This is a genomic window from Bradyrhizobium sp. CCGB01, from assembly GCF_024199795.1.
Classification (GTDB): Bacteria; Pseudomonadota; Alphaproteobacteria; order Rhizobiales; family Xanthobacteraceae; genus Bradyrhizobium.
On record NZ_JANADK010000001.1, the window covers coordinates 8,874,009 to 8,899,237 of the forward strand.

Here is a 25,229-nt window from a genome sequence, read left to right on the forward strand (position 1 = left end):
GTCTCTCCTCTTATTCCTCTGGGTCTCTTGAAAAATCTCTTGGAAACTTGTCCTGAATGCTGGTCAGCCAGCGCGCGACGATATCGATCTCCGCGCTGGTAAATCCCTCCGTCAACGCCGCGTTGATTTGCGCCGCATCGGTCTTCGCCTGCGCCAGCGCGGTGCGCCCCTTCGGCGTCAGCCACACGCGCCAGGCCCGCCCATCCTCGCGATCCGCCCGCCGCTCGACCAGCCTCGCCGCAGCACTGCGATCGACGAGCCCCGAGATGCCGGCCGGCCCCATGTCGAGCGCCGCGCCCGCCTCGCCCATCAGGACGCCGTCCTGCTTGCCGAGGATGAACAGCAGCCCCGCTTGCGCGGGCGTCACCTCGCTCGCGGGCTGCGCCGCCATCCAGCGCTGCAACCGCCGCTGCGCAACGCTCAACAGGTAGATCAGCCGGTGATGCCTCGCTGCGGTCGTATTATTTCGCATGCGAAGTAGATAGCCGGGCCAAACGGGATTGTCAAAGGATAGCCGCTAGGGCGATTTGGCGCGGCAGCCGTCGAGGAACAGGGCCGCACAGGTCTGCACCCGGCGCTCGATATGCTTGCGCGACGGCAGCGGCATGCCGCCATAGATCGCCGCACGCTGCGGCGCCGATGCCACCATGCCGATCAGCATGCCGGCGACTTCCTCCGCATCGTCGATGGCGATGCGCTTGCGCTTGACCTGGATGCGCAGCCAGCCGGCAAGCGCCCTGGCGGTGCGGGAAATGCCGTTGTTGTAGAAATTGGCGGCGAGCTCAGGGAACGCAGCCGATTCCTGCAGCACCATGCGCTGGAGCGCCACGACTTCGGGATCGAGCGCAAGATCGGCGCAGGCCATCAGCGCGGCGCGCAGGCCCGTTTCGATGTCGACCGCGTCGCTGGCCTGGAGATCGACGGCGGACAGCAGCCGTTCGAGCCGGTCGGCGCACATCGCCTCGAACAGCGCGGCCTTGCCGGGAAAGAGACGATACAGGGTCTTCGTCGAGATGCCGGCGCGGCGCGCGAGCTCTTCCGTGCTGGTCGCCGCGTAGCCGTCGACAGCGAAGGCGTGACGCGCGGCGTCGAGGACGATCTGCTTCGTCTCCTCGTCGCTGCGCAATTGCGGCCGCCCGCGGGGGCGGCATCCGCTATCCGATTTTGCCTGAGCCATGCTTTTAAATGACGCCTGTCATTCCATTGACAATTCCAAAGCTAGTCGCATTTTGGAAATTATCAAGTTTCCTAATTCAGGGGAGCCGGCCATGACCGTCCACACCGCCCCATCTGCTGCCACCCAAACCGCCATTCCCGCGACCGCGCTGGAGGGCGTCCTGCCCGCCGCGCCGACCGGCGTGCGCCGGCAAAAGCTCAACCTTCGCAAGCTATTGCTGATGGGTGCGGCGCTCGTCGCACTGGCCGGTGCAAGCTGGTACGGCTACGACTACTGGACTGTCGGGCAGTACCTCGTCTCCACCGATGACGCCTATGTGAAGGCCGACAACACGACGATCGCGCCGAAGGTCAGCGGCTATCTCGACCGCGTCATGGTCGGCGATAACGAGCATGTGAAGACCGGCCAGGTGCTGGCCAGGATCGACGATCGCGACTTCCGCGTCGCGCTCGACCAGGCCAGGGCCGACGTCGCCGCCGCGAATGCGACGGTGACGAGCAAGGAAGCGCAGCTCGACGTTCAGCAGGCGGTGATCGCGGCCGCAAAGGCGACCATCGATGTCGACACGGCCGCGAAGACCTTCGCAAGCCAGGAAAACAAGCGCTACAGCGACCTCGCCGCGACGGGCTACGGCAGCGTGCAGAATGCGCAGCAGGCGCAGGCGCGCAACGCCGGCGCCGACGCCGCAATCGCGCGCGACAACGCCAACCTCGCCTCTGCGTTGAAGCAGATCGACCTCTTGAAGGCCGAGATCTTGCAGGCCAGGGCCGCCGCCGCGCGCGCGGCCGCACTCCAGCGTCAGGCCGAGCTCAATCTCGGCTACACCACGATCGTCTCCCCGATCGACGGCGTGGTCGGCAACCGCTCCTTGCGTATCGGCCAGTTCGTGCAGGCAGGAACGCAGCTGATGGCGATCGTGCCGACTGACGGCGCCTATGTCGTCGCCAATTTCAAGGAGACGCAGCTCACCCACGTGCAGCCGGGCCAGACCGTCGATATCGAGGTCGACACCTTCCCGGGCCAGGTGGTTCACGGGCACGTCGATTCCATCGCGCCGGCCAGCGGCCAGGAGTTCGCGCTGCTGCCGCCGGATAATGCCACCGGCAATTTCACCAAGGTGGTGCAGCGCATCCCGGTCAAGATCGCGCTCGACGCCGCGCATGGACCCGCAATCGCGCTGCGGCCCGGCATGTCCGTGATCCCGACCATTGCCACACGTTCGACCGCGCCGGCCGCGAATGCGGCCGACGCACCCAATGCAAAGCCCAAGGCAAAGCTCGTTTCCGGAGGGTCGTGCCATGTCAAACAGCCTCTCACTTTCGACGCCAGCAACATCGGCCGCGACGTCTGATCGACCCGTCGCGGATCCCAACAGCGCGAGCGCCGCGGTCTGGATTGCCGTACTGGCCGCCATGATCGGCTCGTTCATGGCGATCCTGAACATACAGATCACCAACGCGTCGCTGGCCAACATCGAGGGCGGCATCGGCACCGGTGCCGACAACGGCTCTTGGATCTCGACGTCGTATCTGATCGGCGAGATCATCGTGATCCCGCTGACCGATTACCTCAGCCGCGTGTTCTCGTTCCGCCGCTACATGCTGGCGAGCGCGACGCTGTTCGCGGCGTTCTCGGTCGCCTGCGCCTTCACGCATGACCTGCCCTCGATGATCGCGATGCGCGGCCTGCAAGGCTTTGCCGGTGGCGTGCTGATCCCGATGGCGTTCACGCTGGTGCTGACCAAGCTGCCGAAGCCGCAGCAGCCAGTGGGGCTCGCGATCTTCGCGCTGTCCGTCACCTTTGCCCCCGCGATCGGTCCGACCATCGGCGGCTACCTCACGGAAAACTATGGCTGGCGTACCATCTTCTTCGTCAACGTCATCCCGACCGCGGTGATGGTGGCCGCGCTCTATCTGACGCTGGAGCGGCAGAAGATGCAGCTTGGCCTGTTGAGGGAAGGCGACTGGGCCGGCATTGTTACCATGGCGATCGGGCTGTCCGCGCTGCAGGCCGTGCTCGAGGAAGGCAACAAGGACGACTGGTTCTCCTCGCCCTTCATCGTCAAGCTCGCTATCATCGCGGCCGTCAGCCTCACGCTGTTCGTCGCGATCGAGCTGTCGATCGAGAAGCCGCTGATCCGGCTGCGTCTGCTGACGCAGCGCAATTTCGGCTTCGGCACCGTCGCGATGACCATGGTCGGCTTCGCGCTGTTCGGCTCGGTCTACATCCTGCCGGCGTATCTCGGCCAGGCCCAGGGCTACAATGCCGAGCAGATCGGCAACGTGCTGGCCTGGACCGGCCTGCCGCAGCTGGTGCTGATCCCGCTGATCCCGAAACTGATGCAGCGCTTCGATACGCGCTACATCGCGATCACCGGCCTTCTGATCTTCGCCTATAGCTGCTTCATGAACACGGCGATGTCGCCGGACTATGCCGGCGACCAGCTCTGGATTCCGAACATCGTGCGCGCCGTGGGCCAGGCCATGGTGCTGACGCCGCTGACCTCGGTGCTGACGGGCGGCATCGCGCCGCAGGACGCGGCCGCAGCGTCCGGCATCAGCAACATGTTCCGCAATCTCGGCGGCGCGATCGGCACGGCGACGCTCGCCACCATCATCACCAAGCGCGAGCAGTTCCACTCCAACATCATCGGCCAGTCGGTCACGCTCGGCCGCGAGGAAGTCCGCGCCCGCATCGCGCAGATGACGAACTACTTCATGGCCCACGGCGTGCCCGACCCCAACGCCGCGCGCGAGCAGGCCATCATCGCGCTCGGCAAGACGGTGAAACGCCAGGCGCTGGTGATGGGCTATTCCGACGCCTTTGCCGTGATCGGCGTGGTGCTGGTGATCGCCGCGATCGCGGTGCTGCTGACCCGGCGCGTGAAGGCGGCAGGCGGACCGGCGCATTAGTTACTCTCCCTCTCCCCGCTCGCGGGGAGAGGTAAGAACTCACGGCGCGCAGGTAAAACTCGACGCCTCAGTCACCGGCCCCGACTTGTAGTGCGGCCAGGACGGCCAGCGACACAGCGGCATCGCGCGCAACACCGCAAACGACGGCGCCTCCACCTTCTGCTCGCTGACTTCGAGATCGCCGGGCGCCTTGCCGTTCTCGACCCAGTCGACCAGCGCACTCAACATGTCGACATTGGCCGGCGCGCCGGAGCCGACATGGTCGACACCCGGCGCGGTGTAGAGCCGCGCGAACTCCGCGGTCTCGGCCTTGCCGAGCTTGCGCTCGACGCTCTCGAAATAGCGGATGCCGGCATAGGGGCTCTGCGCGTAGTCCGCCATGTGCTCGAGCATGATCAGCCGGCCGCCGCGGGCGCGGAAGCGGCTGAGGTCGGGATCGGTCGAATCCATCAGCTTCGAGACTTCGAGCAGTCGCGCCTTGTGCTCTTCCGCCTTGTAGGTGGTGACATCGAGTTTGGGATCACGCGCGAACACATATTGAATGCCGCCGGCGCCGTAGATCCAGGCAATGCCGTTGTTGGGCGCGGGCGGCTGTGCCGGCGGCGCCGTGCCGAGCCACCACGCGACCCAGCCGCCGGTCGGGCCGATCGCCGGCGTGTCCTCACCCGACACGCCCCAGCCCGGATAATCATCGAGACCGTTGGCGAGCGCAAACGGGAATTTGAAGGTCCCATGCAGCGTGTTGACGGCCTTGATCTGCGCCTCGGTGAGGCACTGATCGCCGCTCTGGCCAGCCGCGCAGCGCAGTGTCTCGACCTTGAACGCCGCCTTGCACGCCACGGGATCTTGCACCAGCGCGTCGTCGGAGCCATCGGCCTTGTCGCAAGTCGTCCGCACCGCATCGGCCACGAGCTTCACCTGCGCCGGATTGATCCAGCCCTCGCCCATGGTCGCGAGCCCCGAGCGCGTGCCGGCATGCTGCAGGCCGACCCAGTTGATCACGGGCACGCGCGCGAAGATGCCGTCGAAATCATCGGGATAGCGCTGCGCCATGGTGAGGCCTTCGCGGCCGCCTTCGGACGAGCCCATGAAGTACATTTTTTCCGGCTTCTTGCCGTAGGCGCGTTCCATCAGCGCGACGGCAGCATCGCGCACCCTCTTATAGGCGCGATGGGCGAAATTCTCGAACGCCTCATCATTGAGCGCGAAAAGCTGCGGCGGCTCGCCCGGTTTGGATTCGTGACCGGAGTCCGTGCCATAAGTGACAAAGCCGCGCGCCAGCGGCGACGGCTTGTCGAACGGATAGGCCGGCGGCAGCGCAAGGCCGGTGATCAGCACGCCATTGAAGCCGCCGCCGCCATATTGCAGCGAGCGGCCGTTCCATTCGACGGGAAGGTTGACCTGGAATTTGATCGGCGGCGCCTTGGGGTCAACGGGATCGATATGGCCGAGCACCTTGCAGTAGCCGGGATTGGCCGGCGTGATGCGCCCCGACGGTGTCGGCCCGCGCTCGGCGACGGCCAGTTGCGACGGCGCCAGCAACGTCGCGGAATCGATCTTGACGGCATCGGCGCCGCCGACGAGACCCTTGCAGACCGTATCCGCATCGCCGGCCAGCGTCGCCGCCGACGCAGCGCTTGCGCTCAGCGCGACTGCTGTCACCACGAGCAACGCATACAACTTCGCTCCGTTTCCCGTCATCGTTTCCATCCCGGCCTTCTTGATCGTGTTGCGTTCGACAGATGGCGGCATTCAATGCAACCTTCACCCTTCCGTCAATCGCTGAGGCCAGCTTTCGATCAGAACGATCCCAGCGCCTCGCCCAACGCGATGACGACGACCAGCGCCAGCAGCGACGACACGATGCCGACCATCACGATGTCGAAATAGCTGTCGCGATGCGTCAGGCCGCAGATCGCAAGCAGGCTGACCACGGCGCCGTTGTGCGGCAGGATATCCAGCGTGCCGGAGCCGATCACCGCGACGCGATGCATCAGCCCGAGATCGATGCCGGCGCGTGCGGCGAGCTCGACATAGGTCGGGCCGAGCGCGTCGAGCGCGATGGTCAGGCCGCCCGAAGCCGAACCTGTCAGCGCGGCCAGGATGTTGGTCGCGACCGCGAGCGACACCAGTGGGCCGCCTTCGATCGCGAGCACCCAGTCGCGCACGAGCGCGAACGCCGGCAGCGAGGCGACCACCGCGCCGAACCCGACGAGGCTCGCGACGCTGAATGCTGGAAGGACCGAAGCATTGGCTCCGGCGTCCATGGTCTGCCGCAGCGCCGGCAGCCGGGACCAGTTCAGCACGATGGTCGCGAGGATCGCGGCCGCCAATGCGACCGCGACCGACCAGACCCCCGCGACCGCTGCCAGCGACGTGTTGCCGAAGCGAGGCTCCGCGAGATAGCCGACGTCGAGCCGCGGCAGAATCACGAGCGACATCAGGAGATTGACGGCCACGACGACGATCAGCGGCACGAGTGAGCTCACGATCGGCGACGGTGCACTGCTGCGATGTCCGTGCTGCAGCTCGGCGGGATCGAACTCCCGCGCCGTCGTCGCACGCTCGCGCACCAGCTCGTCGGCAGCAGCGCGCTCCGTGGCATCCTCCGCGTCCCCATCACCATAGCCCTCCCCGGTGCGGCGGGCTTTCGCTTCGGCGCGATGCAGCCACCACAATCCCACGCCGAGCATGATGAGGGACGCGAGGACGCCGAGACCCGGCGCGGCAAAGGGCGTCGTGCCGAAGAACGGCATCGGGATCGCATTCTGGATCGACGGCGTGCCGGGCAGAGCCGACATGGTGAAGGTCGAGGTCCCCAGCACGATCGCGGCCGGGATCAGTCGGCGCGGGATCGCGGCGGCGCGAAACAGCGACCTGGCCATGGGGACGATGACGAAGAACGCGACGAACAGGCTGACGCCGCCATAGGTCACCATCGCACCAGCGAGCACGACGGCCAGAATGACGCGGCGCTCGCCGAGACGTTGCGCCATGAAGCCCGCGACCGAGGTAACCGCGCCGCTATCGTCCATCAGCTTGCCGAAGACGGCACCGAGCAGGAAGATCGGGAAGAACTGCGCCAAAAATGCTGCCGCGTTCACCATGAAAACCTGGGTCAGATTTGCAAGCAGCGGTTCGCCGCCGAACAGCGCGGCCACCAGTGCGGCGAACGGCGCAAGCAACAGGACACTCCAGCCGCGGAAGGCGAACAGAACGAGCAGGCCGAGCCCGACGAGCAGGCCGAGAAGACCCATGCCTCAGCACTCCGCCAGAAGGACATCGAGATCGGCGGTCGAGCGCCGGCCGATATCGTCGCCATGCTCGTCGAGAAACACTTGCGCGGCCGAGCGCCCTTCGGCGCGCAGCATCGAGACGAACTCCCATTCGGCGTTGAGCTTGGACGACGCGCCGAACTTCGCCAGCATGTCGCTCTTGACGCGGTGGGTCCGCATCTTCGCCCAGCGCGCGCCCTCGCCGCTGCCGGGGTCGGCGGCCTGCCGCAACAGCGCGATCATGCGCAGCTCCTTCATCAGCGGCGAGTTGAAGGAAATCTCGTTGAGCCGATTGAGGATCTCGGCAGCCGTCCGCGGCTCATCGAGCGTTTCGGTCGGATTGATCTGCACCAGAATCGTGTCGTGCGCGTCGCTCTCGCGCACGAGCGGCGTGATCGTCGGGTTGCCGGCGAAGCCGCCGTCCCAGTAGGGCTCGCCGTCGATCTCGATCGCGCGAAACATGGTCGGCAGGCACGCCGACGCCAGCAGCACATCGGCCGTGATCTCGGCGTTGCGGAAGATGCGTCCGCGCCCGGTGCGCACCCGCGTCGCGGTGACGAACAGCTGAATCGGCGAGCGCGCAAGGCGTGCAAAATCGATACTTTCGGCCAACACCGCGCGCAGCGGATTGTAACCGGTTGGATTGAGATCGTAGGGGGACAACACCCGCGACATCAGGTCGGTCAGGATGTAGGCGGGCGAGGTGTCGAGCGTCCAGCGCCCCATCAGCCGATCCAGCGGCGAGCGCTGCAACGGACTGAAGGCCGCGGCCTTCGAGACGCGGTGCCAGTATTGATCGAGCGCGGCACGCGCGCCAGCGGCGCCCCCGGCTGTCCACCCGTCCGCCAGCACGGCCGCGTTCATCGCGCCTGCGGAGGTTCCGGAGATCGCGGCAATGCTGAGCCACTCCTCCTCGAGCAGGCGGTCGAGCACGCCCCAGGTGAAGGCGCCGTGCGAACCGCCGCCCTGAAGCGCAAGATCGATCAGTACGGCGTCCCGTTCCATCGGTGCCTCCGCAACTGAAACTCAAATTCGACGCGATTTGTACCTCGCCGAAGATGACGGCAGTTTAGTGAGCCGTAGCCGCACAATGCAACCGGAACGTGACGAACATCTAGTGCTCGAACACCAGCCGCGCGCCGACCGTGCCTTCGAGGGCCCGGATCTGCTGCAGCAGCGCCGCGGAATCCTGGCCGCCGAGGTCGGCATCGAGCACGACGTAGCCGAGGTCGCCGGCGGTCTCCAGATATTGCGCGACGATGTTGATATCGCGCTGGAGGAAGACCTCGTTCAGGCGCCGCAGCATGCCCGGCACGTTGCGATGGACGTGGCTGAAGCGCGCGCCAGCGGGCCGCAGATGCAGTTGCACCTCCGGGAAATTCACCGCGCCCATGGTCGACCCCGTGATGAAATAGTCGACCAGCTTGCGCGCGACCTCGCCGCCGATGCGCTCCTGCGCCTCCTCGGTCGAGCCGCCGATATGCGGGGTGAGGATGACGTTCTCGAGGCCCTGCACCGGGCTCTTGAAGCGATCGGAGTTCGACGACGGCTCGACCGGAAACACGTCGATGGCCGCTCCCGCGAGATGACCGTCGCGCAAGGCGCCAGCCAGCGCATCGAGATCGACCACGGTGCCGCGGCTGTTGTTGATCAGGAACGAGCCCGGCTTCATCGCCCGCAGCTCCTTCTCGCCGATCATGCCCGCGGTCTCCGGCGTCTCCGGGACGTGCAGGCTGACGACGTCGCTCTGCGCCAGCAGATCTTCCAGTCTCTCGACCGGCTCGGTGTTGCCGTGACGGAGCTTGTCGGTGCGATCGAAATAGATCACGCGCATGCCGATGGCTTCGGCCAGCGTCGAGAGCTGCGAGCCGATATTGCCGTAGCCGATGATGCCAAGAGTGCGGCCGCGCACCTCGCGGCTGCCGGTCGCCGACTTGTCCCAGCCGCCGTCATGGGCCGAGACCGAGCGCGGAAAAATCCGCCGCAACAGCATCACGATCTCGCCGATCACGAGCTCGGCGACGCTGCGCGTGTTGGAGAACGGCGCATTGAACACGGGAATGCCGCGCTTGCGCGCCGCCAAGAGATCGACCTGGTTGGTGCCGACGCTGAAGCAGCCGACCGCGAGCAGCTGGTCGGCAGCCCCAAGCACGTCGTCGGTGATCTGGGTGCGCGAGCGGATGCCGAGCAGCGACACCCCCTTGAGCGCGCGCCGCAGGTCCTCGCCGTCCAGCGCCTTGGTCAGCCGCTCGACATTGGTGAAGCCCGCGCTCCTGAACAGGTCCACGGCGCTGTCATTGACGCCTTCGAGCAACAGCGCCTTCGCGTTCCGCTCGGGGCTTTGGCCTGGGGCTGACATGGAATCTCCGTAAATAGCAGCTTTGCCGCAGCTCATAGACCGCGGAGGAGACGCAGCACAATAGGGTTTGGATATGGGGAGAAGATGGCGGGGCAGGAGTGTTTACGGCAAGCGCCCCGTCAAATCACATAAAACCCGTGCGTACCGTCAAGGCGGAGCTGCTCGACCAGGCCATACTCCCAGTCGAGATAGGCCTGCATCGCACGCTCGGCGACATCGGTGCCTTCATAGGGACGGCGATACCGGTGGGCAGGGTCGGGCTTGGGCAGCACGCGCGGCGGGCCGATCTCGAGCGCAGCGTCATAGCCGCCTTCGAGCACATAGGCCTCCCAGCCCATCTGCGCGAGCCAGGATGCCGTCATGTCGGCGCGCACGCCCTTGTCGTCGGCCAGGAGGATGCGCGCACCGCGCACCGGCGCGGCCATGTCGGTCTCCTGGACGAGCTGACCGCCCGGATAATGGCGGAAGCCCGGCAGATGGCCGGCGGCATATTCCTCCGCATCGCGCACGTCGAAGCGGTAGAGCGTACGATCCGTCTGCGCGACAAGCGCAGCCATCTCGCTCGCGCCGATCGTGCGAACGCCGGCGCGATAGGCGACGTCGCGTGCATTGGCCGGACCGCCCTCGAACGGCCCGATCGCACCGCGCCGGTCGGCGCCGTGATTGAGCGTGTGCCGTGCCAGCGTCCAGCCGATGGTACCGTTGCGCAGCGCCCGCACCTTGTTGGGCACGCCGGCATTGATCAGCGACTGGGTGCCGATGATCGAGCGCGTGCGGCCGGCGCAGTTGACGATGATAGTCGTTTCAGGATCGGGCGCGGCCTGCCCTGCCCGCAGCACCAGCTCCGCCCCGGGCACGCTGACCGAGCCCGGAATGTTCATGGTCGCGTATTCGTCGAAGCGGCGGACATCGAGGATGGCGATGTTGGCCTTGTCCGCGATGAGTTTTGCCACCTCGTCGGCACTGAACGACGGCGTATGGCGGCGTGCCTCGACCAGCTCGCCAAAGGCCTTGGAGTAGGAATTGACGTCCTCGAACACCTCATAGCCCGCCGCGCGCCAGGCTTTCAGGCCGCCATCGAGCGCGCTGACGTTGGTGTAGCCGAGCGCCGCCAGCCGCTCGGCACCCGTAGCAACCAGCCCCTCGCCGTCATCATAGAGCACGATCGCCACGTCCTTGCGCGGCAGCCTCACCTCGGCCTCGATCGCGATCCGGTCCGCGGCCATGTTGGCGGCAAACAGCGGATGGCCCGTGGCAAAGCCGGCCTCGTATCTGAGATCAAGCAGCGCGATCTCCTCGCGCAGCAGCAGCGCGCGGCGGATGTCGGCAGGGGTGACGGTCGGGAGCTTCATGTCAGGCAACCTTGGGAGACTTGAACGGGAGGGTTTTTGAATGATTGCGGTCCGGTTGACCAGCCCGATCGGGGCCTGGCCTCCCGCCCGGCAACGCCGCAAACCCTGGCCCTTGCAGAAAACTGGCCCCTTGCAGAAAAATCGTGTCGTAGGGCGCACAGGAGGCTAGAGTTCCGAATCGTCTTGGGGGGGCGCAACATGAGAATCGTGAAATTTCTGGTGGTGTTTCTGGCGCTTCCTGGTGTCGCCATGGCCGCGCTCACAAACGCCGAACGCAAGTCCCAATTCGAGCGGGCAATGGCCTCCATCATCGCAGCATCGACCCCGACCGTGTTCGGCTACGTCCGCGACACGCTGATCAAGGACTATCTCGCCTGCAAGCCCAACAAGGGACAGGCCGTGGAGCTTGTCCACGCAAGCTACTTCCGTACCTGCGAACAGGACGACGCTTCGGTGACGGGAGACCGCGCACTGGAAGCCTGTCAGCTCCGATACGGCAAGCCCTGCGCCCTGCTGGCGGTCAACGAGGAGATCGTCGCCGAAGGCGAGTTGACGTCGAAGGACATGCCGCGGCTGCACCATGCAGGCAAGTACGACCCGTCCGGGATTCCGATCATCCGGCGGATCACGCGGCAGCGCGCTGACGTGCAGAACTACGACAAGGCCATGGAGCCCAAGGCGATGGCAATCCATCCGTGGGGCAAGCTGTTCATCTCGGCGGGGGATCCGAGCCTGAAGGAGGCCCAAACCTCTGCGCTGGCGAAATGCAACAGCGATCCCGCGCGGAACGGCCGGGATGGCGGCTGCTTCGTCTACGCTGTCAACAACGACGTCGTCATCGACGAACGGCGCATGCTGGCGAAGTGAAGCGGCTCTCCGCTCACTCGCCCGGAACGAGCCGCCCGAGCGGCGGCGCCGGGCGCCGCAGCTTGCGGCGCGACAGATAAAGCAAAACGCCGGTGACCGCGAACAGCGGCATTAGCGCTGCGGCGATCATGAAGGCGAGCTTGCCGGGCCAGCCCAGGAACGCACCGCGGTGGATGTCGAGCACGTTGGCGATGATCTTCTCGCCGAACGTCTTGTCGGCATAGCGTTCCGCAGAGACCACCTGACCGGTGACGCCGTCGACGCGGAATTCGTCGCGCGTGGTGTCGAGCGTCGAATCCTTGCCCCACGACCGGATCCGCAGCACCGTGCCCGGGCTGGCCGGCAGCGTCAGCAACGCCCTGGAGAAGCGACCGCCCTCCTCGTGCTGGAATGTCGTCCATGCCTGATCGAATCCGATCGGCTGAGCCGGCTCCGCACGGCCAGCCGCGCGCGGCGCCTTCGGCTGCATTTTTGCGGCGGCGACCTGCGGGCGCGACAGCAGCCAGACGACGCCATCCTTGTACCAGTCGAACGAGTACCACAGCCCCGTCAGCGTCATCACCAGATAGACCGGAAGGACCCAGGTGCCGATGACGGCATGCAGCGACCGGTGCAGGCCGCGACCACCGAGCCCGAGATTGGGTTTCAGCCACATCTTGACGCTGCTGGCGCGGCGCGGCCAGCGCAGCACCAGGCCCGAGATGAGCATGACGATCAGGCCGAGCGCAGCCACGCCGGTGATCTGACGTCCCCAGCCCTTGGCGTCGCCGGGGATCAGCAGCCAGCGATGCAGCCGGCGCACGGTCGCGAAAAATTCCTCGCCGCGCGGCGAACCCAGCACGCTTGCGTCGTAGGGGTCGACATAGAGCGAGGCGGGCCGCCCTCCCTGCTCGTCGCGGCCGAACCGGACATGTACGGCCGCCGCCGGATCGCTCGACAACCTCACGGCCGCAACCTTGCCGACGTCCTGCGTCGCCTTCAGCCGGGCGACCAGCTCGTCCGGCATCAGCGCCGGCGTCTGCCGCGGCGCGACTTGCATCATGCCGGCGTTGAGGTGATCGGCGATTTCGTCCTCAAAGCTCATGATCGCGCCGGTCAGCGCGATCAGGGCAAGCAGCAGCGCAAGCACGAGGCCCGCGATGGAATGGACCTCGAATAGTACGCGCTTGATGTGGTGCCCCGTCCTACGCATCGAAGCCGACCATCATGATCGGGACGATCAGCAGATCGGCGTGGGTGGACCGCACCGCCATCGCTAGAACTTCACCGTTGCCGACAGAGACACCCGCCGCGCGTCACCGATCGCGACGTTCAAGGCGTTGCCGGTGGTGGAGTTATAGTAGAGCTTGTCGAACAGGTTCTTGACGTTGAACTGATAGGTCACCGGCAGGTTGTCGACCTTCGTGTCGTAGGTCGCAAAGATGTCCGCGACGGTATAGGCCGGCATGAAGAACGTGTTGGCGGCATCGCCCGGCCGGTCACCGACATAGTGCGCGCCGCCGCCGAGCCGCAGGCGTCCGGGAAGGGCGTCGCCGAAATCGTAGACGAGATAGAACGAAGCCGTGTTCATCGCGACGTTCAGCAATTTTGCGTCGCCGGCAACGGGATCGTTGATCAGGCGCGCGTCGGTATAACCGTAACTTCCGATCATGCTCCATTGATCGCTCAGCCTGCCGGTCACGTCCAGCTCCACGCCGCGCGACCGGGCTGCGCCCGACGTGCGCGCCGCCGACTTGCCGCCGCCGATATCATCCAGCACCAGCACGTTCTTCTTCTCGATGTCGTAGAACGCCAAGGTGCCCGACAGCCGCTTGTTGACGTCGAACTTCAGACCGGTCTCCCACTGCGTTCCTTCTTCGGGCGCAATCGTGGAGTCGACGACAAAGCCGGTGGTGAACGCTGCGATGACCGATGTCGGCTTCAGCGACTGCGTGTAGCTCACGTAATAGGAGAGCTGATCGTTCAGCTTGAAGATGACGCCGCCGAGCGGCAGCACCTTGTCGCCAGCCAGGTTGGTGTTCGTGATGAAGTTGGGCCGGCCTTTTCCCGCGAGTTGCTCGTACTCCATCCAGCGCACGCCCCCGACCACCGACAGCCAGTTGGTCAGATGGAACGTGTCCTGAGCGAAGAAGCTGCGGGTGCCGAGCTTGTCGGTCTGCTCGCTGTCCACCGCCGAAACGGTCGTGCCCGGCACGATCAGTCCGTAGTTGGGGTTGTAGAAGTTGAAGCTCGGGGTCGCCTGGCGGATCAAATCGTGGCGATCGATCGTGCGATACAGCGCCTCTCCGCCGAACAGGATCTCGTTGCGGAAACCGCCCACCCAGACGTCGCCCTGGAGGTATGAGGTGCCGTAGCTGGCGTTGCTCAGCGAGTTGCGGGTGCCGTCATTGCTGCGGGTCTCGACACCGGTCGTGGCGTTGACGCCGGTGATGCGAAGCTGGTTGGCGCTGAAGGTCTCGGTGTTATAGCTGTAGGCTGCCGTGACCTTCCAATTGTCGTCCAGGTTCTGCTCGACCGAGGCCTGCACGAGGTCGGAAGTGCCCCACATGTTGTTGAAGGGCTCGTCGAGCCGGCGTGTCTTCGGAATCGCCAGCGGAGCGCCTTTGACGAAGGCCGTGCCGCGGTCGAACGGATAGATGAACTCGCGGTGCTCATAGGTAAGCTGAACCGTCGTGGTGTCGCCGTACCAGGCGAGCGACGGGTTCACCAGCATTTCCCGATGGCGGCCGAAATTACGCCAATAGTCCTCGCTGACACCGTAACCGATGAAGCGGTAGGCCAGGCCCTGGTCGCCGATCGGACCGGTGACGTCGAGCAGGCCGTCGGCGCCGCTGCGGTTGTTGGCGTAGGTCGAACCGAGCAGCGTGACCGAACCGTGCTGGTAGAGCTCCGGGCGCTTGCTGATGGTGTTGACGATGCCGCCGGGATCCATAATGCCGTAGAGCAGCGAGGCCGGCCCCTTCAGCACTTCGACGCTCTCGACCGCGGCATTGAGGCTGCGCCCCTGCACCAGCGGCATGCCGTTACGCATGATCGAGCCGTCGCGGTTGTCGCCGAAGCCGCGGCGGATGACGGCGTCCTGGGTACCGGCGAGCGTGTTGGTTTGGGTGATCCCGCTGATGTTGACCAGCGCGTCGTCGATGTTGCGCGGAAGCTGGTCCTTCAACACCTGCGCAGGCACGACGTTGACCGTCTGCGAGGTGTCGAGCGGTGAGGCGCCGCTGCGCAGCGTGGTCGAACTCGGCATCGCGCGATAGCCGAGCTTGGCGGCTTGCTGCGCGGCGGCCGCAGCAGCGGCGCGCTCCGAGAGCGTCGGCGCTGCGGGTGCGGGATTGGTACTGCGCTGGCGCGCAATGGTTTGCGCACGGCGTTGCGACTGGCCCGACGCGCGTGCCGGCTTCGGCCGCTGCACCGGCGCATCCACCGTCACCGGCGGCAGCGCCGATTGCGCCTGCGCAGGCGTCGTGTTGGAGGGAGATTCGGCGAGCAGCACGGCTGCACCAATGAGAAGACCTGCACGGCTCTTGCCGGCACGATGACGACGATGGCCGCTGACACGCTGGCCATCCACGAAGGCACGCACTTTCATTCCACTTCAAGTCACGAACATTGAAGTGTGCGCCTGTAACAGCCGCTGGACGTGAGGAGAACCGTAAGGGGAGTTGAATTGCTCTAGTGTTGAGTGGTTCTAAGCGCGGAATAGCACTGAACGGCAATCAACGATTGATGTCGCGGCGAGCGCAACACGCTGCGCGCGAATTCGCGGCAGCGTGTCACGGAATTTTCACATCTCACGCAATGGCGGGAGTGATCAGCTCGTCGAGCTTCCGCTTGAGCGCGGCGCCATCGGACAAGGCGCGGATCGGCGGACGCACGCGCAGCCAGCCTGCATCGCCGGTCTGCGCCGCCAGGATCGCCTTCAGCGTCGCGAGGAACGACGGTGTGTTCAGCACGACGTCGATCGCTGCTTTCATGCGCGCCTCGACATCCTTGCCCTCGACCATGCCCTTGACCAGTTCGGGCACGACGTTGGCCATGCCGCAGATGGTGCCTGCGCCGCCGGCGGCAATCGCGCGGGTGATGTCGGCTTCGTTGCCGACGGTGATGGCGAGCTCGGGAGCTGCGGCACGGAACGCCTGGAACTGCTTGAAGTCGCCGCTGGAGTCTTTCAGACCCGCGACGATCTTGCCGTAGCGCTTGCGCAGGTTGGCGGCGACCGTCGTCGGGATCGCGACGCCCGACACCTGCGGGATGTGATAGAGATAGGCGCGCAGGCGATCGTCGGCGACGCCATCGATGATCGCGGCAAAGGCATCCTCGACGCCTTCAGGGGTGACGCTGCGATCGAAGTAGGGCGGCAGATACAGCACGTGCCGCAGGCCGAGGCCGAGCACAGCGCGCGTCAATGCGATGCTGTCGGTGATCGCGGGAAAGCCGCCGCCGATGCCGATGCGTTCCGGCGCGACACCGGCCTTGAGCACGGCTTCGATGGTCGCGACACGTTCGGTGACATTGAACGAGGTGCCCTCGCCGGTGGTGCCGAACAGCACGACGCCATCGACGCCTTTGCCGAAGAGCTGCCTGGCGTGAGCCGCGAGCTTTGCGGAGTCCACGCTGCCGTCCGCCGCCAGCGGCGTTGCCGACGCCACCCAGAACCCGCGAATTACCTCCGTCATCTCACCACCCGTTGCTGCGGCCCCGGACTAAGCCTCTGATCTCGAAGGACCTTAGGGCGCAGTGTCGGACCTTGTTTTTGCTTTACTTTTCATCTTGTACCTTACATACAAGACGGACGCAAATCCTTTCCGCCATCATGATGCGCCAGAGGCGCAACCAGATCCTGAGGAGGTCTCGCATGAACATGGTGACCCCCATCGAGCGTCCCGACCAGGTGCTCGGCGCGCTGCGCGACAAGCTCGGCGCGGCCGCGGTGCTGATCGGCACCGACGTGCCCGCGCGCAATTGCAACGACTGGAGCGCGAGCCTGCCGCAAACCCCGCTGGCGGTGATCCGGCCGGTCGATGCGCAAGGCGTTGCCGATGCGATTGCGACCTGCCGGCAGGCGCGCTTGCCCTTCGTGCCGCAGGGCGGCCTGACCGGGCTGTGCCGCGGCGCCTCGCCCGAAGCAGGCTGGGTCGCGATCTCGCTCGAGCGCATGACCGGCATCGAGGAGATCGATCGTGCGTCGGCGACGATGACGGTGAGATCAGGCACGCCGCTGGAGGCAATCCAGAAGGCCGCCGACGAAGCCGGCTTCTTCTTTCCGCTCGACCTCGGCTCGCGCGGCTCCTGCGCGATCGGCGGCAATCTCTCGACCAATGCCGGCGGCAACCGCGTGATCCGCTACGGCATGACGCGCGAGCTGGTGCTCGGTCTCGAAGTGGTGCTGCCCGACGGCACCATCATCACCAGCCTCAACAAGCTGATGAAGAACAACGCGGGCTACGATTTGAAGCATCTCTTCATCGGCTCCGAAGGCACGCTCGGGATCATCACCCGCGTGGTGCTAAAACTGTTCCCGAAGCCGCGCTCGACCATGGCGGCGCTGTGCGCGCTGAAGGACTATGCCGCGGTGATCGCCCTGCTCGACGCGGCGCGAAGCGGGCTCGGCCCGCTGCTGTCGGCCTTCGAGGTGATGTGGCCGGACTATTGGGCCGTGATCACGAATCGCGCCGGGGTGAAGCCTCCGGTCGCGGCAGGCCACGGTCTCTACGTGCTCGTCGAGGCGCAAGGCACCGACGAAAGCCTGGATGCACCGCGCTTCCAGAACTGGCTCGAAGAGCTGATGGAGCGCGGGCTGCTGGCCGATGCCGCCGTGGCGCAATCGCTGGCACAAACGCAGGCGTTCTGGCGCGTGCGCGACATCTGCGCCGAGTTCGGTCAGGTGCTGGGGCCGCACATCTCCTACGACATCGGCCTTGCGGTGGCGCGGATGGACGAGTTCGTCACCCGCTGCAAGGCGGCGCTCGCCGATGGCATCAAGGGCTGCGAGAGCGTCTATTACGGCCATATCGGCGACGGCAATCTGCACCTCGTCTCCTGGGTCACCGGTCTTTCCGTCGAGCAGCAGCCGAAGGAAGAGATGGACGCGATCATCTACGGCCTCGTCCGCGAGCTGGGCGGCAGCGTCTCCGCCGAGCACGGCATCGGCACGCTGAAGAAGAAGTGGCTGGGTCACGCCCGCAGCGATGCCGAGATCGCGCTGATGCGGACGCTGAAGGCCGCGCTCGATCCCGATCATCTGCTCAATCCCGGCAAGGTGATCTGAGAGAGCCGATGCGCTCCCTGAGGCTCGATACGCCGAAATCGTTGTCGCAGCGGGTGGTGCTGCGGCTGCGCCAGGCCATCATCGACGGCGAGTTCGCGCTCGGCGCCGCCATCTCCGAGGAGATGGTGGCGAACTCCTTCGGCGTCAGCCGCACGCCGGTGCGCGAGGCGATGGGCCAGTTGCAGGCGCAGGGGCTCGTCGTGATCCGGCCGCAGGTCGGCAGTTTTGTGTTCACGCCGAGCGCGGAGGACATCAATGCGCTCTGCACCTTCAGGATCGCGCTCGAGCCCAAGGCCGCCGAGCTCGCCTTCCGCCACGATCGCGACGGTGCGGTCACGACGATGAGCGAGGCGATCGCGGCGATGGAGCCGGCGCTCGCGGCAAAGGACAATATCGGCTATGGCCGCGCCGATGCCGCCTTTCACGAGGGGCTGTTCGCGCATTGCGGCAACCGCTATCTCATCGAGTCCTATCAGCTCGTCTCCGGCCGCGTCGCCGCGCTGCGCACCAATTTGACCTCGCCGATCGACGTGCGCACCCGCTCGTCCTTCGAGGAGCATCGCAAGCTGCTCGATTTGTTCACGCGCGGCGAGTTCGCCGCCTTCGAGGCGCTGATGACCACGCACATCACCAATTCGGGCGTGGTCTACGCCAAAGCATTAAAAGTGGATTGAGCGCTTCAGATTTTGCTTGTGCATGATCTCTCCGGAAAACCGCTTCACACTTTTCCGGATCAGCTCTACCGCGCGTCGTTCGATCCCGGTCTGTCCAGGAAATCCAGTGCGGTGTTGATCTGCTCGAGCTGATGCTCGATCCTGTCGCGGTCCTCGACCGACGGCGCCTTCTCGAGCTGTTCGACGAGGCTCTGCTTTCGCAACAGCAAGTTCTCTATGACCGTACTCACAGCTTCCCCATCGCCAGAGGCGAACATCGAGGCAATATCAACACCCCGGACGTGAGCGCGCGCGGCAGGGCTCCGCGCAGGCCCTCCATCAGAATGTTCACGGAGACAGATGGTTCCTGCGGGTGAGCCACAACGCATGGGGATGGAACTATCGCCGCAAGCTGGCCCAGACGCCGCCCAGGATCAGCAAGCCGCCGAGAAGGTGGATCAACTTCGGCGGCTCGCCCAGAATCGCAAAGGACAGCAGCGCGCTCGCGATCGGCCCGAGATAGAGCACGAGCGAGGTCCGCACCGAGCCGAACTTGCCGCCGAGCCAGGCAAAGCCGGCATAGGCGAGCAGGCCGGGAACGACCCCGGCGAAGACATAGGCCGAGAGCGCCTTGGTGCTGAAGACCTGGGCCGGCATCGCCCACATCTCCATGACCGCGAGCGGCAGCGAGAACAAGGCGCCGGCGCCCGAGAACAGGCTGATGCGCGCAAGCAGGGACGCCTTCGGTGCGGCACGCGATTGCAGCAGGGTGTAGCCGGACCAGCCGAGCATCGCGATCACGACGAGGCCGTCGCCCGAGGCTGTCTCCAGTTCGATCAGCGTCTGCGGATGGCCGCCGGAAATGATGAGCAATGCACCTGATAGCGCGAGTGCCGTGCCGAGCCATTGCAGCAGGCCGACGCGCTCCATGCCGCGCATGGCAGAGATCAACAGCACGGTGATCGGCGACAGCGCCATGATCAGCGCGATGTGGATCGCCGTTGTCGAGACGCCCGCGGCGTAGACCGGACCGCCGCACAGGAACATGCCCATGAAGCCGGCGGCAAGAACCGGCCAGATGTTCTTGCCGAGCGGCACGCGGCCGTCGCGGATCTCGGCGAGCGCAATCGGCGCGAGTCCGACGGCGACGATGCTCCAGCGAAAGAAGGCGAGCGCGAAGGGCGGCACAGAGCCCGCGAGCCCGCGCGCCAGAATCTGGTTGGAGGCCTGCGCGGTCGCCACCAGGACGAAGCCGATCAGCGCGATCGCGCCGAGCCAGGCGCCTGCGGACGATGCCGCGCCGGCGCTCGCTCCATGTCCGCCTTCAGACGTTCCTTCAAAGGTCTCCAGGCCCATGAACCAATCGAATATCCGATGCGTGCTCCGGTGAGAACCCGGAAGACGGCTTGCTTATGGGCATATGCGGCGGTTGCAATGCTCCCCCGGTCGAGATGATGCCCGCGAGCCCGGATTGCCGTTAGGGGAACCGCAATCTTTCACGCGTCCGTCGGTTGTATTCGCGGCCCCGCAGCCCTATGCGTAGGCGCCATGGACACCCAGATCATCGCCGCCGAGAAGCCCCTGATGGCGCAGGCGCGCCCGCGCAAGCCGGCGCCGTTCCTCCCCATGAGCCGCGCCGAGATGGATGCGCTCGGCTGGGACGCCTGCGACATCGTGCTGGTGACCGGGGACGCCTATGTCGACCATCCGAGCTTCGGCATGGCGATCATCGGCCGGCTGCTGGAGGCGCAAGGCTTTCGGGTCGGCATCATCTCGCAGCCGGACTGGCATTCGGCCGAGCCGTTCAAGGCACTGGGCAAGCCAAAGGTGTTCTTCGGCGTCACCGGCGGCAACATGGACTCCATGGTGAACCGCTACACCGCGGACCGCCGCCTGCGCCATGACGACGCCTACACGGCGGGTGGCGAAGGCGGCAAGCGGCCGGACCGCTGCACCGTCGTCTACGCCCAGCGCTGCCGCGAGGCGTTCAAGGATGTGCCGATCGTGCTCGGCGGCATCGAGGCCTCGCTGCGCCGGATCGCACATTACGACTACTGGTCCGACAAGGTGCGCCGCTCGGTGCTGGCCGACGCCAAGGCCGACCTGCTGCTCTACGGCAATGCCGAGCGCGCCGTCGTCGAAGTCGCGCAGCGGCTCGCCGCCGGCGAGGCACCGCGCGAGCTGAACGACATCCGCGGCGTCGCGCTGTTCCGCCGTGTGCCCGAGGACTATGCCGAGCTGCATGCCGACGATCTCGATTCCGCCGACGAGGGCGCAACGCGCCAGAAGGGCTCGACCGTGATCCGGCTGCCGGCACTGGAGCAGGTCGAGCAGGACAAGGAAGCTTATGCGCGCGCGTCCCGCGTGCTGCACCGGGAGAGCAATCCCGGCAATGCGCGGCCGCTGGTGCAGCGCCACGGCGACCGCGATCTCTGGCTGAACCCGCCGCCGATCCCGCTGACCAGCGACGAGATGGACGCGGTCTACGACCTGCCTTACGCCCGCGCGCCGCATCCCTCCTATGGCGACGCCAAGATTCCCGCCTGGGACATGATCAAGTTCTCCGTGACGATCATGCGCGGCTGCTTCGGCGGCTGCACCTTCTGCTCGATCACCGAGCACGAGGGCCGCATCATCCAGAACCGCTCCGAAGGCTCGATCCTGCGCGAGATCGAGAAGATCCGCGACAAGACGCCCGGCTTCACCGGCGTGATCTCCGACATCGGCGGCCCCACCGCCAACATGTACCGGATGGCGTGCAAGGATCCGAAGGTCGAGGCCGCATGCCGCCGGCCGTCCTGCGTCTTCCCCGAGATCTGCCCGAACCTCAACACCTCGCATGACGACCTGATCCGGCTCTATCGCAAGGTGCGCGAGACCAAGGGCATCAAGAAGGTGATGGTCGCCTCCGGCGTGCGCTACGACCTCGCGGTCGAGAGCCCCGAATACATCAAGGAGCTCGTCACCCATCACGTCGGCGGCTACCTGAAGATTGCGCCCGAGCACACCGAGCGCGGTCCGCTCGACAAGATGATGAAGCCGGGCATCGGCGCTTACAACAAATTCAAGCGGATGTTCGATGAAGCGGCCGAGCGGGCCGGCAAGAAGTACTATCTGATCCCCTATTTCATCGCGGCGCATCCGGGCACGACCGACGAGGACATGATGAACCTCGCACTCTGGCTCAAGAAGAACCGCTATCGCGCCGACCAGGTGCAGACCTTCCTGCCCTCGCCGATGGCGACCGCGACCGCGATGTATCACACCGGAGTCAATCCCTTGCGCGGCGTGCGCCGCGGCGGCAGCGACAAGGTGGAGGCGATCAAGGGCCTGCGCCAGCGCCGCCTGCACAAGGCGTTCCTGCGTTATCACGACCCCGACAATTGGCCCGTGCTGCGCGAGGCCTTGATCGAGATGGGTCGCCGCGACCTGATCGGCTCGCGTCCCGATCAGCTCGTGCCGGCGCACCAGCCGCCCGGCACCGGCAAGGCTGCCGGCACGCGGCGGCCGTTGCGGCCCGGCGGCAAGACGCAGCGCTTCACGACCAAGGGCGTGCGGCTGATGAAGTAGCGGGCGCTGCGCGCCTGCTAGAGATCGAGCACGACCTCGCCCGACACGGCATCGGTGACACCGCGTCCGTTGCCCTGGTCCTCGAGCACCGACCTGAAACTGTCGAGCGTCTTGATCATCGCCGATCGCGCCGCGACCAGCGCATCCTGGCTGGACCACGTGCCGATCAGGCAGAAGGTCTGCTCGCCGGTCTGGATGATGATTCCGCGCTCGAGGCCTGGCCATTTGGCCTTGCCGTTCCGGTGCGCGTCGAGGAAGGCGGCTTCCTCGCCCTGCTTCACCTTGAACTTCACCACATTATAAACTTGCATAATGCGCCTCCGAAAAATGGATTGATGAAAGCGGGCGCCGAGGTCGCGGCGAAAGGTGCAGATGGCCACCCGGCGATTGTTGCCCTCGCACGCAGCGCCGTCACCGTGACAAATCATCATCGCGACCGGGAAACCGCGCGCTGGCGAGACGCAGTGCGTCCAAAACAAAAATGTCGAAAACAACCCCATGCACAGTAGACGGCATGTGCGAGATCAATGGGTTACGCGCTTTGCGGAGAACGTTGCCCCGTCGGGCAAAACAGGCGCATGATGGCATCATCGGCCGCGTGGGATAACGCGAGCCCGCACAGCTACTCCGTATCAATATTCTCCAGCTTTATACCGCATCCGGCGCCCAGGCTGTTCGACGCGCCGACGCCGGTTGACCTTTGCCCCATCATGTAACATATAGAGTTACATGACACGAGATAGCCGTTTGTCCGGCGTGCTCCACGTGCTGCTGCACATGGCGCAACAGCCGGGCCCCTTCACGTCCGAGACCCTGGCGAAGGCGATGGACACGAATCCCGTTGTGATCCGCCGCATCATGGCGGGCCTGCGGGACCTCGGTTATGTCCACTCCGAGAAGGGACATGGCGGCGGCTGGACGCTGGCCTGCGACCTTTCGAATGTGACGCTGCGCGACGTCTACACCGCGCTCGGCAGTCCCACGCTGCTGGCCATGGGCAACAGGACGGAAGCGCCAGGCTGCCTCGTCGAGCAGGCCGTCAACGCCGCGCTCGATCAGGCCTTTCACGATGCAGAGGCGCTGCTGCTGTCGCGCCTCGGCGAGGTGACGCTGGCGATACTGGCCGACGACTTTCGCAGGCGCCTCGGGTCCCGAAAACTCCAAGGCATGAGCGCGCATCACGCGTGATCGGCTCCATTCAACAGGACAACATCGTGACCGACATTCAAAACGCGTTCGTCGATCCGCAAATGGTGGCGAAATACACGGAAGGACCGCCGCGGTTCGTGCCTGGCTACAATTCCATGCTGTCCATGGCGGCGATCCTTCTCGCCGAGCGCGCGCGCGACGATGCGCGGATCCTCGTCCTCGGCGCCGGCGGCGGCCTGGAGCTGAAGACCTTTGCGCAAGCACAGCCCTGCTGGAGCTTCGACGGCGTGGACCCATCCGCGGCGATGCTGGGCCTTGCAAGGCAGACCCTGGGATCGCTCGCACCGCGCGCGCGTCTTCACCAGGGTTACGTCGACGATGCGCCGGAAGGACCATTTGACGGCGCCACCTGCCTGCTGACCCTCCACTTCGTCGATGTCGCGGAGCGGCGTCGCATCGCCTCGGAAATCCGCCGCCGCCTCAGGCCGCGCGCGCCCTTCGTGGTCGCGCATTTGAGCGCTCCCGACGGCGACGAGGAACGCCCGCTGTGGCTGTCGCGATACTCCGCGTTCCTGGCGTTCTCCGGCGTCGAGCCGGAGAAGGCAGCAGCCGCACGGAACGCAGTCACCAACCATCTGGAAATCCTCACGCCCGCGCAGGATGAGGCGATCCTGCGCGAGGCCGGGTTCTCCGGGCCAAGTCTGTTCTATACCGGCTTCACTTTCCGCGGCTGGGTGGCCTACGCGTGAGGCGCCATGGCTTCATCAATACGCCGGGCATTCATGCAAAGCCGGTTACGCCAGGGCGTGCAGTCATCATTCGTAGCTCGCGACAAAAGCCGCGTCCGCTCTGCCCTCAAAACCGGACATCGCCAGTTCGCTCCTGCGAATCGGCAAAGGGCCGAAAGGCGACTTTTCAAAACGCGAAGTTCACTATATCGGCCAGATAGTGTCCAAGAACTGCAGGCCAAAGCGCCGCGGATCGGCGGTACAACATCATCAACAAGCCACCTGTCACCATAGCCGCGCCAATATTCCCGAAACCCGTCCACCAGTGAAAGGCTCCAAACAAAAATGAGGTTGCGAGAACCAAGGCATAGCCGTCATCCAAATAGCTCTGGAGCAGATGACGCGCACAGCGGCGGAATACGATCTCCTCACTTAAGGCGACTAGCCCAAGACCAAAAAAGGTATCGACGACATGTAGCCAGCCTTGCACTTCAGGATATGCCCCGAGCACTGTCGCAGGCAGGACTCCATTAATGGTTCGTTGGATCCAACCGCCCCAATAGTGGTCCACGAGGACAATGCCGACAATCCAGATGGTCACTTCCCATCGCGCTATTCGAAGTGGTTCAAGTCGGAAGGCTATCTTCCGCGCAGCAGGTATGGCGGACAGAACTGCCAAGGCCCCGAGGCGGCCTGCGTAATCCCAGACGATCCATGCTGCCGGATCGGATTGTTGCAGTCTGACAATTTGTGACACAACCATTGGGAAAAGGGCCGCCGCGAACCAGAGAGGCGTGGGTATCGAGCGAGCCATCATCATGTATCTTTTAGCGCGGCTAATACATTCACCGCAATGCGGCCTAGCGAGCAGGGCACGCCCGCTTCGGGTCAAAAGCAGCTGTCAGGCGGTGGCGGGCTT

General features: G+C 65.4%; 22 protein-coding genes. 8 read left to right on the forward strand and 14 right to left on the reverse strand.

Annotated elements, in window-relative coordinates; all coding sequences use genetic code 11:
* Positions 1–10: 10 nt before the first annotated feature.
* Positions 11–472, reverse strand: a complete 462-nt coding sequence (locus NLM25_RS41825) for a MarR family winged helix-turn-helix transcriptional regulator (RefSeq protein ID WP_254140807.1) — start codon at positions 470–472, stop codon at positions 11–13.
* Between the two features lie 45 nt (positions 473–517).
* Positions 518–1,126 carry a TetR/AcrR family transcriptional regulator gene (locus NLM25_RS41830; protein ID WP_375167869.1) on the reverse strand — a complete coding sequence of 203 codons (609 nt, stop codon included), beginning with the start codon at positions 1,124–1,126 and terminating at the stop codon, positions 518–520.
* A 142-nt stretch (positions 1,127–1,268) separates the two neighbouring features.
* On the opposite strand from NLM25_RS41830, the gene NLM25_RS41835 reads away from it, so the two are divergent.
* Both NLM25_RS41835 and NLM25_RS41840 read left to right on the forward strand, forming a co-directional pair.
* Complete coding sequence (locus tag NLM25_RS41835) at positions 1,269–2,528, forward strand: HlyD family secretion protein (protein WP_254140809.1); 1,260 nt, start codon at positions 1,269–1,271, stop codon at positions 2,526–2,528.
* Positions 2,476–4,089, forward strand: a complete 1,614-nt coding sequence (locus NLM25_RS41840; protein WP_256570813.1) for an MDR family MFS transporter — start codon at positions 2,476–2,478, stop codon at positions 4,087–4,089. The genes NLM25_RS41835 and NLM25_RS41840 overlap by 53 nt, the downstream gene beginning before the upstream one ends.
* A 39-nt stretch (positions 4,090–4,128) precedes the next feature.
* Here the strand turns inward: NLM25_RS41840 and NLM25_RS41845 are convergent, their stop codons facing one another.
* The 5 genes from NLM25_RS41845 to NLM25_RS41865 form a co-directional block, all read right to left on the reverse strand.
* Positions 4,129–5,799, reverse strand: a complete 1,671-nt coding sequence (locus tag NLM25_RS41845) for a tannase/feruloyl esterase family alpha/beta hydrolase (RefSeq protein WP_254141359.1) — start codon at positions 5,797–5,799, stop codon at positions 4,129–4,131.
* Positions 5,800–5,888: 89 nt separating this feature from the next.
* Positions 5,889–7,346 (reverse strand): GntP family permease, encoded by a 1,458-nt coding sequence (locus tag NLM25_RS41850; protein WP_254140810.1) that lies wholly within the window; start codon positions 7,344–7,346, stop codon positions 5,889–5,891.
* A gap of 3 nt (positions 7,347–7,349) precedes the next feature.
* Positions 7,350–8,369, reverse strand: coding sequence for a patatin-like phospholipase family protein (locus NLM25_RS41855; protein ID WP_254123755.1), 1,020 nt, complete (start codon positions 8,367–8,369; stop codon positions 7,350–7,352).
* Between the two features lie 109 nt (positions 8,370–8,478).
* On the reverse strand, positions 8,479–9,723 hold the full coding sequence (gene serA / locus NLM25_RS41860) for a phosphoglycerate dehydrogenase (protein ID WP_254123756.1): 1,245 nt from the start codon (positions 9,721–9,723) through the stop codon (positions 8,479–8,481).
* A 119-nt stretch (positions 9,724–9,842) separates the two neighbouring features.
* Positions 9,843–11,075: a rhodanese-like domain-containing protein gene (locus NLM25_RS41865; RefSeq protein WP_254123757.1), complete on the reverse strand. Its 1,233-nt coding sequence runs from the start codon at positions 11,073–11,075 to the stop codon at positions 9,843–9,845.
* Positions 11,076–11,273: 198 nt separating this feature from the next.
* Here NLM25_RS41865 and NLM25_RS41870 point away from each other — a divergent pair, with 198 nt between their 5' ends.
* Complete coding sequence (locus tag NLM25_RS41870; RefSeq protein ID WP_254123758.1) at positions 11,274–11,942, forward strand: hypothetical protein; 669 nt, start codon at positions 11,274–11,276, stop codon at positions 11,940–11,942.
* A 13-nt stretch (positions 11,943–11,955) separates the two neighbouring features.
* Here NLM25_RS41870 and NLM25_RS41875 read toward each other — a convergent pair whose 3' ends face one another.
* The 3 genes from NLM25_RS41875 to NLM25_RS41885 form a co-directional block, all read right to left on the reverse strand.
* Positions 11,956–13,134: a PepSY domain-containing protein gene (locus NLM25_RS41875; RefSeq protein WP_254140811.1), complete on the reverse strand. Its 1,179-nt coding sequence runs from the start codon at positions 13,132–13,134 to the stop codon at positions 11,956–11,958.
* Between the two features lie 63 nt (positions 13,135–13,197).
* Complete coding sequence (locus tag NLM25_RS41880) at positions 13,198–15,531, reverse strand: TonB-dependent siderophore receptor (protein WP_254140812.1); 2,334 nt, start codon at positions 15,529–15,531, stop codon at positions 13,198–13,200.
* Between the two features lie 202 nt (positions 15,532–15,733).
* Positions 15,734–16,618, reverse strand: coding sequence for a dihydrodipicolinate synthase family protein (locus NLM25_RS41885; protein WP_254140813.1), 885 nt, complete (start codon positions 16,616–16,618; stop codon positions 15,734–15,736).
* Between the two features lie 179 nt (positions 16,619–16,797).
* Here NLM25_RS41885 and NLM25_RS41890 point away from each other — a divergent pair, with 179 nt between their 5' ends.
* Together NLM25_RS41890 and NLM25_RS41895 are read left to right on the forward strand one after the other, a co-directional pair.
* The gene (locus tag NLM25_RS41890) at positions 16,798–18,210 is read left to right on the forward strand and encodes an FAD-binding oxidoreductase (RefSeq protein WP_254140814.1); all 1,413 of its coding nucleotides are present in this window, start codon (positions 16,798–16,800) and stop codon (positions 18,208–18,210) included.
* An 8-nt stretch (positions 18,211–18,218) separates the two neighbouring features.
* Positions 18,219–18,884 carry a GntR family transcriptional regulator gene (locus NLM25_RS41895; protein ID WP_254123763.1) on the forward strand — a complete coding sequence of 222 codons (666 nt, stop codon included), beginning with the start codon at positions 18,219–18,221 and terminating at the stop codon, positions 18,882–18,884.
* Positions 18,885–18,949: 65 nt separating this feature from the next.
* On the opposite strand, the gene NLM25_RS41900 is transcribed toward NLM25_RS41895, so the two are convergent.
* Both NLM25_RS41900 and NLM25_RS41905 read right to left on the reverse strand, forming a co-directional pair.
* Entirely contained in the window at positions 18,950–19,114 is a 165-nt protein-coding gene (locus tag NLM25_RS41900) for a hypothetical protein (RefSeq protein WP_254123764.1), read from the reverse strand.
* A gap of 148 nt (positions 19,115–19,262) precedes the next feature.
* Positions 19,263–20,219, reverse strand: coding sequence for a DMT family transporter (locus tag NLM25_RS41905; RefSeq protein ID WP_254140815.1), 957 nt, complete (start codon positions 20,217–20,219; stop codon positions 19,263–19,265).
* Positions 20,220–20,411: 192 nt separating this feature from the next.
* Here NLM25_RS41905 and NLM25_RS41910 point away from each other — a divergent pair, with 192 nt between their 5' ends.
* Complete coding sequence (locus NLM25_RS41910; RefSeq protein WP_254140816.1) at positions 20,412–22,433, forward strand: YgiQ family radical SAM protein; 2,022 nt, start codon at positions 20,412–20,414, stop codon at positions 22,431–22,433.
* Between the two features lie 17 nt (positions 22,434–22,450).
* On the opposite strand, the gene NLM25_RS41915 is transcribed toward NLM25_RS41910, so the two are convergent.
* Entirely contained in the window at positions 22,451–22,744 is a 294-nt protein-coding gene (locus tag NLM25_RS41915; RefSeq protein WP_254140817.1) for a DUF718 domain-containing protein, read from the reverse strand.
* A gap of 418 nt (positions 22,745–23,162) precedes the next feature.
* On the opposite strand from NLM25_RS41915, the gene NLM25_RS41920 reads away from it, so the two are divergent.
* The gene (locus tag NLM25_RS41920; protein ID WP_254140818.1) at positions 23,163–23,621 is read left to right on the forward strand and encodes an Rrf2 family transcriptional regulator; all 459 of its coding nucleotides are present in this window, start codon (positions 23,163–23,165) and stop codon (positions 23,619–23,621) included.
* Positions 23,618–24,331: a class I SAM-dependent methyltransferase gene (locus NLM25_RS41925; protein ID WP_254140819.1), complete on the forward strand. Its 714-nt coding sequence runs from the start codon at positions 23,618–23,620 to the stop codon at positions 24,329–24,331. Before NLM25_RS41920 ends, NLM25_RS41925 begins: the two co-directional genes overlap by 4 nt.
* 166 nt (positions 24,332–24,497) lie before the next feature.
* Here NLM25_RS41925 and NLM25_RS41930 read toward each other — a convergent pair whose 3' ends face one another.
* Positions 24,498–24,911, reverse strand: a complete 414-nt coding sequence (locus tag NLM25_RS41930) for a CPBP family intramembrane glutamic endopeptidase (RefSeq protein WP_254140820.1) — start codon at positions 24,909–24,911, stop codon at positions 24,498–24,500.
* Between the last annotated feature and the right edge of the window lie 318 nt (positions 24,912–25,229).